General features: G+C 43.1%; 16 protein-coding genes. 6 read left to right on the top strand and 10 right to left on the bottom strand.

Features of this window, described 5'->3' with window-relative positions; genetic code table 11:
* Positions 1–39 precede the first annotated feature (39 nt).
* Positions 40–1,875: a DCC1-like thiol-disulfide oxidoreductase family protein gene (locus ACJVC5_RS15335; RefSeq protein WP_408096412.1), complete on the bottom strand. Its 1,836-nt coding sequence runs from the start codon at positions 1,873–1,875 to the stop codon at positions 40–42.
* A gap of 123 nt (positions 1,876–1,998) precedes the next feature.
* On the opposite strand from ACJVC5_RS15335, the gene ACJVC5_RS15330 reads away from it, so the two are divergent.
* From ACJVC5_RS15330 to ACJVC5_RS15315, 4 genes are read left to right on the top strand one after another with little or no spacing between them, the layout of a single operon-like run.
* On the top strand, positions 1,999–3,420 hold the full coding sequence (locus ACJVC5_RS15330; protein ID WP_408096411.1) for a phytoene desaturase family protein: 1,422 nt from the start codon (positions 1,999–2,001) through the stop codon (positions 3,418–3,420).
* Complete coding sequence (locus ACJVC5_RS15325; RefSeq protein ID WP_408096410.1) at positions 3,407–4,153, top strand: SDR family oxidoreductase; 747 nt, start codon at positions 3,407–3,409, stop codon at positions 4,151–4,153. Before ACJVC5_RS15330 ends, ACJVC5_RS15325 begins: the two co-directional genes overlap by 14 nt.
* On the top strand, positions 4,146–4,580 hold the full coding sequence (locus tag ACJVC5_RS15320) for a 3-hydroxyacyl-ACP dehydratase FabZ family protein (RefSeq protein ID WP_408096408.1): 435 nt from the start codon (positions 4,146–4,148) through the stop codon (positions 4,578–4,580). Before ACJVC5_RS15325 ends, ACJVC5_RS15320 begins: the two co-directional genes overlap by 8 nt.
* A complete protein-coding gene (locus ACJVC5_RS15315) occupies positions 4,581–5,360 on the top strand; it encodes an enoyl-ACP reductase FabI (protein ID WP_408096406.1) in 780 nt (259 codons plus the stop codon).
* On the opposite strand, the gene ACJVC5_RS15310 is transcribed toward ACJVC5_RS15315, so the two are convergent.
* Positions 5,336–6,343 carry an NAD-dependent epimerase/dehydratase family protein gene (locus ACJVC5_RS15310; protein WP_408096405.1) on the bottom strand — a complete coding sequence of 336 codons (1,008 nt, stop codon included), beginning with the start codon at positions 6,341–6,343 and terminating at the stop codon, positions 5,336–5,338. The genes ACJVC5_RS15315 and ACJVC5_RS15310 overlap by 25 nt on opposite strands.
* A gap of 84 nt (positions 6,344–6,427) precedes the next feature.
* Here ACJVC5_RS15310 and ACJVC5_RS15305 point away from each other — a divergent pair, with 84 nt between their 5' ends.
* Positions 6,428–7,420, top strand: coding sequence for an alpha/beta fold hydrolase (locus ACJVC5_RS15305; RefSeq protein ID WP_408096404.1), 993 nt, complete (start codon positions 6,428–6,430; stop codon positions 7,418–7,420).
* Here ACJVC5_RS15305 and ACJVC5_RS15300 read toward each other — a convergent pair.
* From ACJVC5_RS15300 to ACJVC5_RS15270, 7 genes are all read right to left on the bottom strand, one after another.
* A complete protein-coding gene (locus ACJVC5_RS15300; protein ID WP_408096403.1) occupies positions 7,417–8,475 on the bottom strand; it encodes an AI-2E family transporter in 1,059 nt (352 codons plus the stop codon). The two genes, ACJVC5_RS15305 and ACJVC5_RS15300, sit on opposite strands and share 4 nt — an antisense overlap.
* Before the next feature lie 52 nt (positions 8,476–8,527).
* Positions 8,528–10,126 carry a fatty acid CoA ligase family protein gene (locus tag ACJVC5_RS15295; protein WP_408096402.1) on the bottom strand — a complete coding sequence of 533 codons (1,599 nt, stop codon included), beginning with the start codon at positions 10,124–10,126 and terminating at the stop codon, positions 8,528–8,530.
* Positions 10,123–11,001, bottom strand: a complete 879-nt coding sequence (locus ACJVC5_RS15290; protein ID WP_408096401.1) for an alpha/beta fold hydrolase — start codon at positions 10,999–11,001, stop codon at positions 10,123–10,125. The genes ACJVC5_RS15295 and ACJVC5_RS15290 overlap by 4 nt, the downstream gene beginning before the upstream one ends.
* Complete coding sequence (locus tag ACJVC5_RS15285; RefSeq protein WP_408096400.1) at positions 10,998–12,026, bottom strand: 3-oxoacyl-ACP synthase III; 1,029 nt, start codon at positions 12,024–12,026, stop codon at positions 10,998–11,000. Before ACJVC5_RS15285 ends, ACJVC5_RS15290 begins: the two co-directional genes overlap by 4 nt.
* On the bottom strand, positions 12,023–13,438 hold the full coding sequence (locus ACJVC5_RS15280) for a phytoene desaturase family protein (RefSeq protein ID WP_408096399.1): 1,416 nt from the start codon (positions 13,436–13,438) through the stop codon (positions 12,023–12,025). Before ACJVC5_RS15280 ends, ACJVC5_RS15285 begins: the two co-directional genes overlap by 4 nt.
* Before the next feature lie 63 nt (positions 13,439–13,501).
* Positions 13,502–13,744 (bottom strand): acyl carrier protein, encoded by a 243-nt coding sequence (locus ACJVC5_RS15275; RefSeq protein WP_408096398.1) that lies wholly within the window; start codon positions 13,742–13,744, stop codon positions 13,502–13,504.
* Between the two features lie 10 nt (positions 13,745–13,754).
* The gene (locus tag ACJVC5_RS15270) at positions 13,755–14,993 is read right to left on the bottom strand and encodes a beta-ketoacyl-[acyl-carrier-protein] synthase family protein (RefSeq protein WP_408096397.1); all 1,239 of its coding nucleotides are present in this window, start codon (positions 14,991–14,993) and stop codon (positions 13,755–13,757) included.
* Between the two features lie 174 nt (positions 14,994–15,167).
* Here ACJVC5_RS15270 and ACJVC5_RS15265 point away from each other — a divergent pair, with 174 nt between their 5' ends.
* Positions 15,168–15,566, top strand: a complete 399-nt coding sequence (locus tag ACJVC5_RS15265) for a hypothetical protein (RefSeq protein ID WP_321389868.1) — start codon at positions 15,168–15,170, stop codon at positions 15,564–15,566.
* A gap of 55 nt (positions 15,567–15,621) precedes the next feature.
* Here ACJVC5_RS15265 and ACJVC5_RS15260 read toward each other — a convergent pair whose 3' ends face one another.
* Positions 15,622–15,897 carry a hypothetical protein gene (locus ACJVC5_RS15260; protein ID WP_408096396.1) on the bottom strand — a complete coding sequence of 92 codons (276 nt, stop codon included), beginning with the start codon at positions 15,895–15,897 and terminating at the stop codon, positions 15,622–15,624.
* Positions 15,898–15,921: the final 24 nt, after the last annotated feature.

The raw sequence follows: 15,921 nt of genomic DNA, 5'->3' as shown, positions 1-15,921 counted from the left end.
GACAGATGAAATAAAAAGGCCCTCAAAAGAGGGCCTTTTTTATGGCTTGGGCGGTAACATTCCTTGATTGTCTCGCTTGTAATCTTCATCAAAACACCAATGCCTCCAAGAGAGTTTGCGACTTATAGCACCTTTGCCTCCATCTGGAAGGTTGGGCTGCGAGAAAACAATGATTTCAAACTTTCTAAGTGTGGTGTTCTTCTTAAAACGGATCTTACGATCGTTCCATTTACGGCATAAAAAACCACCATAATAACGGGCGTAGTCCGTTCTATCAGAAAGGTTCAAATAAAACTTTCTCCAGTGCTCGTTAGGGATGGCACGATAGAATTCCTTGTCACGAATACTGTAGATATCTTTATTGCCCGTTAAAACGTCCATTTCAGTACCGTCACTTAAGGTACCAGGAATCTCTACCCATACGTTGTCCATTTTTGGATAAGGAGCGAACATGTTCCATTCCTGATAAAGGTGGATCCAACGAGTAGCATCTTGCCAGAATGGTGCCTTAATATTCCATTTTTTAATCGTCGTAAGGTTCCACATGACGAGCATGATGAGGATGAAGGCTCCAGCGGCCTCACGTAGCCATTTTAGAAAAATGATTTCTTTTTTCTCAGTTTTGTACTCTAAAAACTGAGTGGCCTTTCCCATAAAGGGGCGATGATGTGAGATCCAAACATAGATTCCCTGGCCAATACTGGAAACCGGTTTAGAAGCAAAAAAACCGGCGCTCCAGTAAAAAAACGGCGAGTGTTTAATGATCTGGATCCAGGCATTGTATTGAAAAAATCTTTCACCTTTTTCGTTCACAATCACCCAAGAATGATGCTTCTGCATATCTGAGTAAATAGCAGGTGTTTCCTGGGCGACCTTAATAGGAACACTTCTAAAAAGAACGAATTCACGAATCAGTCTTGCGCCTTTTTGACAAAAACCGCACTCTCCATCGTAATACATCGTGAGTTTGTCATACTCACGGTTTCTGAAGATTTGTGCCAGTCTGTCCCACAAAGGACCAGGCAAGAAAATGGACCACATGGCGATACAGATAAATGGGAAAAGCCCAATGGTCATCGTAAAGAAAATTCCAACGTGAAGGCCCCAGAAAAGAACCACGATCAAGGTCCTTACGATCCACCAGCGCTTACCAAATAACCAGGCACCTAAAAGAAGTAATGGGCCCAGCCATTCCAGATAAATCGTAAAAGCAGTGGAAATTTTCCCGAGTATTGGAAAATTTCTCATCCAAATACCAATAGGTGTCGCAAAAATATCCAACCGAGAAGAATAAAAAATGGCGGTCCATTCCTTACGCCAGATCGGATGATCTTTTAGAATATAACTCACGTAATAGATGGCAAAGACCTGAAAGAAAAAGGCCAGGACCCAGAAAGAATTAAACTCAGTCGTCTTCTTGTCTTCTTTTCTCATGGCCGCATCGACTGAAAAACAACGACTCAGTGGTAAACAAATAGATAGGAATAAAATCGCGCGCAGAACATCATCACCGCCGTTGTTCACTAACCAGTTACGGTTGTGTACGGAAACATTCATGATGTAGGCACCCAACATTCCCCAGTTACTTTTGTATCCGCAAAAGACCATCAAACCAAAAATAAAATTGATCGTGAACATGATGACGGCAAAAGCAAAACTTCCGTTCGCAAAATGGAACGAAAAGGACCAAGGCATTCCCATTTCATTCATAAAAAGTGCTCTTGGGACTAGGCCGATATCAGTGTAAAAGTTCGTGAGATCAGGCAAACGATAAATCACATCTGCCATAATTATGAATCCAATCAGCACTCGGTAGAGGGCAAGAGAGCGGTCATCAAAACTAAAAGTCTTTTTAATCAACTGTAGAACAGACATGTACGAACCTTTTCAGAGTTTACTTCCTTAATATTGTAACGGATTTCATGACTTTTTCGAGAGATTCGTCTAATCTTCCTCGAATGAAGATTTATAGTTTTACGCAACGCAAGGTTAGTATCCATGCTCTATAGAGTCCGTGATGAAATAACGAAAGACTATGATGTTGTCATCATAGGTTCTGGTCTAGCTGGAATGACAGCGGCCAATATCCTGGGTCGCCATGGCCATTCAGTCCTCCTTCTCGAATCCCATAACAAACTTGGCGGTTTCGCCACTTGGTTCTACAGACATGATCGAAATCATGTTTTTGATATCTCCCTCCATGGTTTCCCAGTTGGGATGATCAAATCTTGTCGAAAATACTGGAACAAGGAAATCGCTGATTCCATCGTTCAGTTGAAAGACGTTCGTTTCGTGAACCCGCAGTTCAACGTTCAGACGACCTTTACCAAAGAGCATTACACAGAAGTAATGGTTGAAAAATTTGGAATAGCTAAAGAAACCGTAGAGGCCTTCTTTAAGCACCTGGCCGAAATGAATTTCTATGATAACTCGCAAATGACCAACCGCGAGCTGTTTGAAAAATTCTTCCCGGGCAGAAATGATGTCACTCGCTTCCTGATGGAGCCGATTACTTACGCCAATGGCTCAACCCTCGATGATCCTGCCATTACCTACGGAATCGTGTTCTCAAACTTCATGAGTAAAGGTGTTTATACTTTTACCGGCGGTACTGATTACCTCATTAACCGCATGAAGGAAGAACTCCTAAAGAATAACGTTGATATTAAACTTCAGACGAAGGTTGAGAAGATCCATATTGAAAATGGAAAAGCTCAAGGTGTTATCCTTAACGGTAAACTGGTTAAAGCAAAGGCCGTTCTTTCTAACGGAAACATTCGTTCGACTGTGCTTAACCTCGTGGGTGAAGAACACTTCCCGACGGACTACATTGAGAAGACCAAGGCCATTCGTCTTAACTCTTCAAGCTGTCAGGTCTATATGGGTCTCAAAGAAGGGGCCACAATTCCCTATATCGGAGAATTGGTTTTTACGTCGACTCATCCTACATATGATCCGGCGAGACTTCTGGACCTTAAAGTGAGTTCACGTACGTTCTCTGTTTACTATCAGGAAGAACGTCGTCCTCGTATCGCGATTGTTTCAAGTACCAACTGTCACTATGACGACTGGAAGAAACTCTCAAAAGAAGAATACGAGAAAGAAAAAGAATTCATGATTGAAGAGACCATCAAAGGTCTCGAGGCCTTCATTCCGGACATCAGAGATAAACTGGAAGTGGTTGAGGCCGCGACTCCGGTGACGGTTGAGCGCTATACACTTCATCCAAAAGGTTCTTCGTTTGGAACGAAGTTTGAAGGTCTCGATGTCTCGATGAATCTTCATAAAACAATTCCGGGTCTGTTCCATGCGGGATCAGTGGGAATTATTATGTCAGGTTGGCTTGGGGCCGCAAACTACGGCGCCATCCAGGTGAATGCAATTGAAAGTTACTTAGGAGCACAGAATGTTTCAGTTTAATGGTCAACATGTAATCGTAACAGGCGGAACTCGTGGTATCGGTGCCGGTATTACAGAGGCCTTCCTTAAGGCCGGTGCAACAGTCGTTGCCACTTACTCTGGAAACGATGAGGCCGCTCGTAACTTTAAAGAAAAGCTTTCTCTCTATGGAGAGAAATTAGTTCTAAAAAAATTCAACGTTGCAAACAGCTCTGAAGTTGAAAACTTTTTTAAAGAATATGAAACTCTTTTCCCATCACTTGAAGTTCTGGTGAACAACGCCGGTATCCGTCGTGACAACATCATCGCCAGCATGAACGAAGCTGAGTGGGACAATGTTCTTGATACCAACCTTAAAGGCACCTACAACATGACTCGTTTTGGAGTTCTTGCCATGATGAAAAACCGTTATGGCCGAATTGTGAACATGTCATCAGTGGGAGGAAAACTTGGTCTTCCGGGCCAGGCGAACTACGCCGCTTCTAAGGCGGGCCAGATCGCTCTTTCACTTTCTGTTTCTAAAGAAGTGGCAAAACGTAACATCACCATCAACAACGTATGTCCGGGATTCATTGAGACTGAACTCATCGCTGACCTTCCAGAAGATCAGGTCAAGGAATATAAGTCTCAAGTCCCAATGAAGCGCTTTGGTAAAGTGGAAGAAGTGGCCCATGCGGTTCTTTTCTTCGCCAGCCGCGAAGCAAGCTACATCACGGGCACAAATCTTGATATCGCTGGGGGCCTCAATGCTTGAGATGATTTTAAATAATATTCCTCAGCGTGAACCATTTCTCTTCATTGAGAACGTAGTTGAACAGTCTGAGAACTCAATCACGACTTCTAAGAAACTCACAGGAGAAGAAGACTTCTTCCGCGGCCACTTTCCGGGTCGTCCGGTATTTCCGGGAGTACTCATGTGTGAAGCTGTTTTCCAAACTGGTGCCCTTCTCATGGCCCTTAAAGGTCAGAGTGCGGGTAACAATAAGACCGCAGTGGTCTCTCGTATTCAAAACGCCAAATTTAAGAACATGGCGAAGCCCGGTGATCTTATGCTGATCACAGTGGATTTCGTGGAAACTCTTGCAAATGCATCTTTTATGAAAGGAAAAATCACGGCCAATGGAAAGACCGTAATGAGCATTGAGTTCGCGGCAACTTTAGTTGAAAACGGAGACGTGTAAATGGATTTCTTGGGAGTAAATGGAAAGACCTTCTTCATCGCTGGTGTGGCCAACAAAAAAAGCGTTGCTTATTTCTCGGCCAAAACTCTTATGGAGGCCGGTGCTAAATGCATTTTTTCAGTTCAAAACTCATCGCAATTAGACGGCCTAAAGAAACTTTTCCCTGCCTCTCCGGTATTTGTTTGTGATGTTGAAAAAGACATTGCCTCACTTCCATTCGAGATGAAAAAGCACACGGACAAACTCGATGGCTTTCTTCACTCACTAGCGTTCGCTAATTTTTCTGAAGGTGTTAAACCATTCATCGAAACGAAACGCGAAGATTATCTTCAAGCTTCTCAGATCTCGAGCTTCTCTCTGGTAGAAGCTTCAAATGCTCTTAAAGAGTTCTTCACAGAGAACGCGAGCATTGTGACGATCTCTATCTCAAACACAAAAGCGACGTCATACGGCTACCTAGGTCCCATTAAGGCCATGCTGGAGGCCACTGTCCCATTTCTTGCGAAATCATTTTCTGAATTCTCAAAAGTTCGTGTAAACGCAGTAGGGGCCGGGCCACTTAAAACTTCCGCTTCGGCCGGTATTCCGGATTACATTGATAATTATCTTTACGCTGAAAAACTGACTCTAAGAAAACAGAATCTAGAGACCCAGGAAGTGGCCAATACAGTTTGTTTCCTTCTTTCAGAAAGAAGCTCTGGCATTAATGCTTCAACCATTCTGGTTGATGCCGGCATGAGCTGTAATTACTTCGATCAATCTTTAATTAAATCTCGATAGGAGAAGGTCTTCTTTAGACCTTCTTCAATTGAAACCTTTGGATAATATCCAAAATCTCGTTTTGCTTTCTCATGAGAGAAGTAATGAGACTTACCAAGGTTCAGGGCCACAAATCTCGTCATGGGTGGTTCTGGTTTTTGAATGCCTAGAAGCTTAAACACTTTCTCTAAGAGCCACCCGATACGATAAGCAGTTGTGACATCAATGGAATTCATCACAGGTTCCACTTTCACGAAACCAAGGACCTGATTGATAAAATCCCAAAGTTTTACTGGGCGCTCTTGCCCCACGAAATAGGCCTGTCCACAGACACGAGTATTAGGTTTTAAATGTTCAAAGGCCTGAACGTGGGCCAGGGCCGCATTCTCAACGAATACGATATCAACCAGGTTCTCACCATCGCCGACAATTTTAAGTTTCCCTTCTTTGCCTTTCTGGATCACTCTTGGGAAAAGATGGGGATCACCCGGGCCCCAGATAAGGTGAGGACGAATAGCACAGGTCAAAAAATTCTGATTATCATTGGCCGCTAAAACTAATTTTTCGGCCATGGTTTTAGTTTCCGAGTAAGCATTCAAGAATTCTGTGGCATAAGGTTGTTCTTCCCCTACACCCATAAGGTCATCTTTATTGAACACGACAGACGGAGTTGAAGTGTAAACGAAACGTTGAATCCCTAACGCCTTTGCCACTTCGACGAGATTTTTAGTGCCCTCGTAATTGATGCCGTAATAGTCCTCATATTTTCCCCAAACTCCGGCCAAAGCGGCCACGTGAAAGATAGCGTCAAAGCCTTGAGACAGGGCCTTTTCTACATCTTCACGCTTACGAATATCACCTTTAATCGTAGGAACACCCATGTCCTCTAAATGAGAATAAGAATGACGTGAAAAATTCGTCACAATGTAAGAGGAGTTTTTTAAAAGTTCTTTGATGATGTGAGTGCCGAGAAAGCCTCCACCACCGGTTACAAGGATACGCATGTAACCATAATAAATCCTGCAAGACTTTTAGTCCACATTGACTCGCATCTTCCGCTTTAGTAACGTGAATTAAGAGGATTTTTTATGAAATTTACCCTGTTTTCACTCTTATTTGTCGCGACTTCTCTTTGGGCCATTCCTGAAAAGGATTTTCCTGAAGCATGGATCAATCAGGCCGTCCCGCACTTTCAAAACTTAAACCACTCTGAATTCACCAACGCTGAAGGCATGAAGATTCATCACTACAGCCTGATCAAAAAGGACAACAAGAAAACACTTGTGATTGTTCCTGGCCGTACTGAAGCTTCCATCAAATACGCTGAGCTGATTTACGATCTTCGTGACGATGGCTTCAATATCTTCATCATTGATCATCAAGGTCAGGGTGAATCGACTCGTGTTTTAAGTGACACAAATAAAGGTCACGTTCGTCATTTCAAAAATTACGTTACGGACATGGAACAATGGATGAAGGAAGTTGTTCTGCCGAGTTCCCAAGATATGCCGCTTTATCTTCTCGCTCACTCAATGGGCGGAGCGATCGCCACCAAATATATGGTTAAGCACCCGAAGCAATTTGTTAAGGCCGCTTTTTCTGCCCCAATGATGGAAATGAACACAAGGCCTTATCCAGAAAAGATCGCGCGTCTTTATTCGGCCTTCCTGGTGCAAATTGGAAAAGGCACAGACTATGCTCCGGACCGCGGCCCTTATATTCCTGAAGAAGATCGTTTCGAAACAAACGAGCACACTCACAGTGAAGTTCGTCACACGGCCCTTAAATACATCTTCGTGACTTGGCCTAACCTGGCCGTTGAAGGTCCAACTGTCATGTGGGTGAACCGCGCTCTTAGGGCCACAGAAAGCATTGATAAAGATGGTAAAAAAATCCAGACTCCCATCCTGCTTTTACAGGCCGGTGGAGACTTGATTGTGAACCCAAGAAGACAGGTTGATTTTTGTGAAAAAGCGAAATGCACTCTGATTCACTATCCAGGTTCTCATCACGAGATTCTTCAAGAGAAAGATGATATCCGCAATAAGGCAATTGCCGAGATTCGTAAATTTCTTATCTAACGATCACGACCGACCTCTTCCCAGAAAATGGGAAGAGTGTCGTAGGCAATTGAGCCCAACAACAATCCGATAAACAGTCCCGGAAATCCCAATAAAATTGCTCCACCGAGAACGCAAATAAACGCCACCACTGCAGGAATTTTACTTTCGCCAAACGAGGCGAGCCAAGGGCGAAGAATATTGTCCACGACTCCCGTAAAAACACCTACGACAGCAAGGATAATGGCGGCTGTTGTGTTGTCTCGAAAAAAGGCAACAATCCCAAACAAGAAGGCCACTGGTGCGGCCCCAATGACGGGAATGAAAGACAGGATCAACGTAACAAAGAACACTAAAAAGAAGTCACCCTGACCCAGCAGGGACACGGCCAAGGCCACAATCAGCGATTGAATTCCACCAGTCACAATGTTCGACATATAAACCTGGCGAGAATTTCGGATGAAGAGTTTAATGATTCTAGTCATACACTCATCATCAAATCCGAAGATTTTCTGAAAGAAATTTCGAACACCGCTCGCATGAGTGAGGAATGAATAAATACAAAGCACCATGATCAGCAAGAACATGAAGATCAAGGGAAGACCAGAGGCCAGATCCTGGAAAAAATTTAAGAGGTAGTTATTCACCGTAATGAGGTAAGCATCTATTTTTTTGGCCGTGAGAAAATCCATGAATTGATACTTCGAAGAAAATTTATGAACAATGCTCACAATTTCTTGCCTTAGATCCATCACCAGCTCTTGAACATTTTGATCTTTAAGGCCATCGAAAGAAAGTTTTTGCAGCTGTTGGGTCACGGCAATTGTTCCTTTAACTAAAAAGAACAGGACCGGAATTGAAATGATGATCGTAAAAAAGGTAGTGATTAGCATCGCCGCGCGATTTCGTGAAAGTCCTTTACTCTCGAGTTTTAATTGCAGTGGATAAAGCGCCAGAGACAAAGAAGCACCAAAAATAATCGGAATATAAAAAGGTGAGACGAGAAACACACAGGCAATAGTTAACGCTACGATATAGATGATTCGTATGACTTTATTTTCAGTCTTATTCAGCATGATTTACTCCACTGAATAATTCTGACGAACCATGATATAGAAGACAAGACTCTTAGCGACTAAGCTTTTCCTGCGCCCAAGTTGAAAGCTTTAAGCGATCAATCTTGATGTTATGACGGACGTCTACTGGGAAGGCCCCGTGCAAAAAGAAATGCTTAATGTGCTTCGTAAAGTGCGTGGTCTGGGCCAGGACTTCAAGTTCTTTTAAGAAGGAATCACTCATACGAGTACTGCCGTCATGCCGTTCAATCGCAAGTCCCGGCACTATAGCGCCAGCAACATTTAACTTCACCAAAGCACTTCTTTTAATCGCTGGGTGCTGATTAAAAATCGACTCCATTTGAATTGAATAGAATGTCTGATTATTTCCATCAACCCGATGGGCCTTACGACCTAAAAACCAAAGATTTCCTCTCTGATCCATCCATCCTAGATCACCCATACGATGCCACAGTTTTCCATCTTGAGTGATCTTGGCCTTCGCAGTTTCATTGTCCATTTCAAAGTAACCTGGAGTTACTTGCAAACCGGTCACAACGATTTCGCCGATTTCTCCCGGACTCAGGATTGATAATTGAGCTTCAGGAATATCCGTAGTTTTAATAATATTAATCTGCACACCAGGCACGGCCCGACCGATACAGGTGCCGTCACCTTGAAGCATCTGAGGTAAATGTTGATTTAAAACTTCACTGCCAGAAATTAGACTCACTGGTAAACACTCTGTCGCTCCGTAAGGAGTATAGGTATCACCGTTTGTGAGAATCTTTTTAAACATCTGGTGAATCTCTGCTCTCACCGGAGCACCAAACATCACCACCTGTTTTACAGATGGAAGTGTAATGTCGTTCTTTAAGCAGTATTTCCCTACTCTGTCCCAGATCGCCGGAGAGCCGGCCACAAATGAGATACGATAGTCTTGAATGTTTTTAATGATCTTTTTCGGATCACATTTGGCGGGCTTTGTTGGATCCATTTCTGGAATCACCGACGTCATCCCCATCGCAAGTGTAAAGAGTGCGAACAATGGAAAGCCTGGAAGATCCGTTTGCGTTTCATCGAGAGAGAACATCTCGCGAAGAGCATCGGTCTGTGCATTTAAAATACCATGAGTGTAATTCACACCCTTAGGAATTCCGGTTCCACCACTGGTGAAGAGAATCGCGGAAGCATCAGTTGACTGCATTTCAACTGGAGTAAAAGATTTTGATTCGTTCGAAAGTCCGTCATAGAGATGGTGAGTGCTTCCACCCACTGGACTCAGGGAGACTTTTACTTTTAGATTTTGAAAGTACTCTTTTTTAAAACGACGAAGCCAGTGAACCATACCGATAGATACGATCGCTTCAGGTTTTACTTGTTTTACTGAATTTAAAAGATTCGGAAGCCCCATTCCTGGATCAATCAGAACTGGAACTGCGCCGACTTTAAACAAAGCAAATGTGATCACTGAAAAATCAAGACAAGGCTTTACGAACAAAAGAGTTCGCATACCTGGTTTAATTCCCAGTTTTACAAGACGGTTAGCAATTTGATTAGAACGTTCTTCAAATTCACGAAAGGTATAAAAGCTACCATCTCGTGCCAGCACCACGGATTTTTTATCAGGAATTCTCTGTGAAACTTCCCGGATCCGATGGGCAATATTCATTTAATGAACTCCCAGATTTTAGTGCTGACATCATCCAAAGCATCTTCCAACACATAGTGGCCCGCTTTAGCAAACCAGTGAGCATTTGCCTCTGGATAAATTTCCACCCACTTCTCAAAGAAATGGTGATTAAAACAGAAGTCTTTCCCGCCCCAAAGAATGAGTTTAGGTTGAGGAAGTGATCTTAATTTTGATTCGATATCATTTAGGGTCTTCCAAGTTTTATGATCACGCTCCATCGGAATGTCCTGAACGAAGCGGGCCACCGCCACACGGTTGTCCCAAGAGTCATAAGGCAGAAGGTATCCGGCCTTAATTGCTTTGGGAAGAGCTTTCGTGGTCGTCATAAAAGTTGCGGGCCACGCGAAAAGGTTCCACTTACGAGTTAACCACTCACCAAATTTACCTTGGCGAAGGAGATTAATACGCTGAGGAATGTGCTCACTTGGATAAGCGGCGGTATTTAAGATAACGATCTTTTCAAAGAGTTCTGGATAACGAGTGACTAGACCAAAACCAATCGCTCCACCCCAATCGTGAACGATGAGAGTGATTTTACTTAGACCCAAGAAGCGAATCAGCTGATAAGTATTCTGAATATGCGTCTCAAGCGAGTAATCATAGTCTTGAGGCTTGTCCGACATCCCACATCCCATATGATCCGGAACAATCGTTCTGAATTTTGGTGAGAAGGTCTGAATCAAGTTACGATAGTAAAATGACCAGGTCGGATTCCCGTGAAGCATAAGGATAGGTTTACCTTGGCCTTCGTCCACGTAATGAAGGTTATGTTTTTCTAATTGAAGAAAATGAGAGCGGAAAGGATAAACTTTCTCTAAACCAAGTTCTTTAATTTTTTCTCTGATGGCATTCATGCCCACTCCATTCCGAGCATTGTACTGGTAAGACCACTTCCGATCCCAAGTAATGCGATTTTATCTTGTGGTTTAAAGAAACCCGCTTCACTTGCCTTCATAAGCGTTAAAGGAAGAGCGGCCGAACCTGTATTTCCGAATTGTTCAAATGTTTGAAAGTCACGATCTGTTGGAAGGCCAAGTTGAGTTAACATCGCCAAACGGTGAGCTGTTCCCACTTGATGAGGAATAATTTTATCAACTTGAGAATTTTCCCAACCCAGGATACCACGGGCCTTCTCCCAGTTGTCTTGTGAAAGCTTTACCCCGGCCTTCAAAAGCGCCTCAGAATCCGTTTCCATCATAAGGCCTTGTGTTGAACCATCACCTTGGCAAAGTTCAACTGCACCAGAATCCGTGAGCGTTGATCCACCTAATATTTTTGGACTATCGGGAGCGAGACTTGCGTGAGTTAAAAGAAACGCCACTGCCGCTGAACCAATTGTAAGAGATGCCATATAAGGCTTAATTCTTTTGCGATCCATATTAGGATCAGTATTTAAGTGATTAAGGGTCTCTTCAATCAGAGGACCAGCGTTCTCACCTGAAACAATAAGAGCGGTCTTAATCACACCTCGTTCAATCATTTGGCCGGCCATAAGAATACTTGAAAGCACTCCCAGGCAAGCGTTTGAAAGATCCGAGATCATACAATGAGGAGAAAGTTTAAGATTAAAATGAACCTGAGCGGCCGTAGCGGGTTCAAGAAAATCACGACAGACAGAAGCGTGAAGAAGGAGATCAATTTTTTCACGAGGAAAATTTTTTAAAATTTTCTCAGCGGCCTTACTTGCAATCGTGCTCGGACGAGTGCCTTTGGGCCAGAGGCCACGGCGTTTAATTCCAGTTTGAAGTTCCAGACGCCCGAATGGAAGCTTTGCTCTCTCATACAGCGAGCGCATTTTTTCTTCCATCTCGTCTGAAGTCATAAACTCTGCTGGTTCTTCATACCCAAAAGAATGAAGTCTCAGGTTTTCAAATTTCATGCATCAGCTCCCATAAGGCCATGGAGATTTGCCATCGAAATCCCAGAGAGCATGGATCCTACAATTCCCAGGAAACCTTGATCGGTTCCAATAATGAAAAGGTTCTTCACTGGTGTGCGACCATCGCGGGTCTTATCAATGGAACCATAAACCGTGCCGTTTAAGTGCCAGGTATAGCGTTCAATGGTCATCGGAGAGAAAATATCTTTAAAGAGAAGTTTACCATCAAAACCAGGAGTGAGTTTCTGAACAAGTTCCAGTGCATTCGCACTCACTTTGTCCTTCATCTCATCGTAGCTCGTGCGATTAAGCTCACGCCACTGATGGTAGTTGGCCATATAGGTAATACGAATCGTGCCCTCGCCTTCGGTTTTGTGAGCTTCATAGTTGTCTGGAAAACACACAACGGCCGAAGTGGCATCGAAGTAATTCGTGGCCGGGCGGTAAGCGTATTGAGGAGCATTGTTATAAAAAACAATGGTCGAATCATTTGAAGTTTGAGGGATTTTTTTATCAAAGACAAAAATACTCTCTAAGAAAGTCATGGCACCCACACGAGGGGCCGCTTGCATACCTTGAGTGATCTTTACTGTTTCAGGATAGCCGATGGAAGAGAGAATAACTGGTGCTTCTAAAACTTCACCACCAACATTCACTCCAATCGCCTCTCCGCGCTCATTAGTCAAAATCTCATTTACCGGGGCCTTAAAACGAATCTCCCCACCGGCCTCTTCGAGTTTTTTCATAAGAAGTGCGATGATCGTGCGAACACCACCCTCAGGGCGAGAGAAGCCTTCGAAGTAAAGAGACTTGAACATGATCACGAACTGAGCAAAGTCCATATCGTCTTCCCAGGCAGAACCGTAGATCAGCAGAGGACATAGAAGCATTTCAATGAGTAATTCATCTGAGATCAATTGCTTAAGCACATCACGAGAAGAAGAGTAGCCTTGATTGAGATTCAGTTCATCAAAAGTGCGAACTTTTTCTACCAGCTTATTGAAGGCATCAATCTGATGAGGAAATTTTTCGTGAACTTCGTTTTTTAATAACTCAAAGTCATTGGAGAATTTAAGTTCCACACCTGGAAAAGAAATTTTCGAATGGGTTTGAGGACAAAGCTTAAAGTCATCGTATGAAAGACGAAGCTGCTTTAAAAGTTTAGAGAACGGCTTCCCCTTCTCACCTTTCTTAATGAAATTTGTGAGGGCATGAAGGCCGACATCAAACTGGCGGATCCCCCCTTTATCAAAGTTTCTACGTTGGTAATAAGAGTTGAGCCCACCTGGGATGGAGTGCTTCTCTAGAACCACGACCTTCTTATCAAACATTGCCAATCGGATGCCAGCGGCCAGCCCCGACATTCCCGCACCGATTACAATAGCGTCGTATTTGGTAGAAACTGTTGTCATATTTTTTTTGAATCAAGGAGTTGGCCTCTAAGAAGTTCTTCTTAAGGGCCAACTCCAAGCTGATTAGGCAGTAACAAACTTAGGGGAAAGGTAAGCTACGCAAGACTCAAGTGTCGCTAGCTTTGGATAGTCTTCCTGAGGAACTTCAACTTTATGGCGCTTTCTAAGTTCCATAACGATATCTAGGAAATCCATTGAATCAAGATCTAGTTGTTCACGAAGAGAAACCTTGTCATCAAGGTTTGATGTATCTTCATCTGGGGCGATATCTGAAATGATATCAATAACGATTTGACGTACGTCCATATAGTTCTCCTTAAGCAGTAAACTTCTTAACAATAAGAGCTGAGTTAATTCCTAGCATTCCGAATGAGTTGTTCAGAATGTAGTTAATATTGCCGACTAATTTTGGTTCATTGAACACCAGGTTCTTAATTTCGCACTCTGGATCAAGCTCAGTAATATTCATACCAGGATGTACGACACCATCTTCAAAGCTTGGAATGTTACCAGCTAGCTCTAAAGAACCAGCAGCACCCATACAGTGACCGATGTGACCTTTCGTGAAATTCACATAGGTCTTATTTGAATCTTCGAAAGCACGGCGAACGGCCATCGTTTCGTTAACGTCACCAGTACCCGTTCCTGTAGCATGCATATTTAAAATATCAATGTCAGATGGTTTTAATCCCGCCTTCTTAAGTGCTTTGTGCATACACTCTACCTGACGGTCAGTGTTTGGATTCACGAAGTCTGAAGCATCAGAGTTAATGGCGTACCCTACGATCTCAGCGTAGATCTTTGCACCACGTTTTTTAGCATCTGAAAGACGCTCAAGAACGTAAACGCAACCACCTTCAGAAATGGCAATTCCGTTACGATTTTTATCAAGCGGACGAGACGCTTTCGTTGCGTCTTCGTGTTGAGCAAGAGCACCTTGTGCCGCGAAAGCAGCAAAGATTCCGAAGGTCTGAGAAGACTCAGAAATACCACCTGCGAGAGCGATATCCACTTCTCCTAGAAGAAGCTGTTGAACACCTTGAATGATCCCTACGTTACCACCAGCACACGCTGAACCAAGAGTGTAATGAGGACCTGTGATGTTTAAGTTCAGAGTCACTTCACCGGCCGGTGAGTTTGCAACTGTTCTTGGATTGTGGTGAGGTGACCAAAGTTTCCAATCGAGATTGTTCTGGTGCATTTGATAAATCTCTTCCTCTGTTTCCACGTTACCGTGTTCAGTGATTCCGAGATAAACACCCACCATCGACTTATCAACGTTTGCCCAATCAAGTTTCGAATCTTGAATCGCTTCATTCGCACAGTAGATCGAAATAGATCCAGCGCGAGTTCCGCGACGACGAAGTTTTTTTGATTGATATTTGTATTCATCGAAATCGCACATGCCGGCCACTTGTTGGCCCATGTAACGAATCTCAGTGTGCTTTACACCTGACTTACAATTTAACAGAGCAGAGCGAAAATCAGTCAGATTGTTCCCATTGGGAGCTGTTAATCCGATACCTGTCATCACAATGCGTTGTGTGTCATCCATGCAAAAATCCTACGGTTTATAGAATGAAAACTGATGGAAAAAGTTAGCTTAGTCTTCTTTGTTTGTATAGTGAACAATTTAGGTAGAACTGAGGGTTTTCGTCTTGCCCAAGAGACGGACTTCGAGGATAGTTAAAATGCACTAAATTTCCACGCTAGTTTTAAGGAGCTCCTTATGGAAAGTTTGATCGTTATTTCTAAAGTTAAGAAATTTATTAAAGAGAAAGCAGATATGAATACATCGGCCGGGTTCTTCGAGCCGCTTAACCAAGATATCGTCAAGGCCTGTCGTGATGCGATGGCCCATGCTCAAAAATTGGGTCGTAAGACTGTTATGGGTAAAGATTTCAATCTGTATGTAGAGAAATCTGACATTCAAGAAGCATTAGTAGTTGCGTCAAAAGTAAAAAAACTTATCAAAGATGAGCTTGGCCTTTCAACTTCATCTCAGGCCATCGACCAACTTACAGTTCGTGTTCAAACAATCTGTCTTAAGGCGATTGAAAACGCCAAGGCCGATAAACGTAAGACGGTTATGGACCGCGATTTCACTGCTCCGACTTCTCTGACTTAATTTTTCTTTTTTCTGCCTTGAGTGAAATCTCAAGGCAGAAAAATTCCAAATCAAATTATTTTTTTAATCTTTGTTCGTGATCCTGAAGCATCTGGGAATGATGGGCCACACCTTCATTGAGTTTCTGAATTTCTTGCTGAAGCCTTGAAATCTCACCCTTCAGTTGTTCAATCTTGTTTGAGTTTTCTGCGATAAAGCGGTCACTCTGTCCCACACGCACGCGAACACTTTCTTCCATCGGCGGGGCATTCTTGTATTGAAATAGCAGCCAACCAGTAAGCAAAATATTAAGAGTCGTAAGGGCCGCGATAATTTTGATTTCTTTATTCATATTTTAAAATTCCATTTTAAGAAC

It is taken from the genome of Peredibacter sp. HCB2-198 (genome assembly GCF_045999315.1).
Lineage (GTDB): Bacteria > Bdellovibrionota > Bacteriovoracia > Bacteriovoracales > Bacteriovoracaceae > Peredibacter.
The sequence above is the reverse complement of the archived record's forward strand: the minus strand, read 5'-3'. Positions and strand labels throughout refer to the sequence as shown.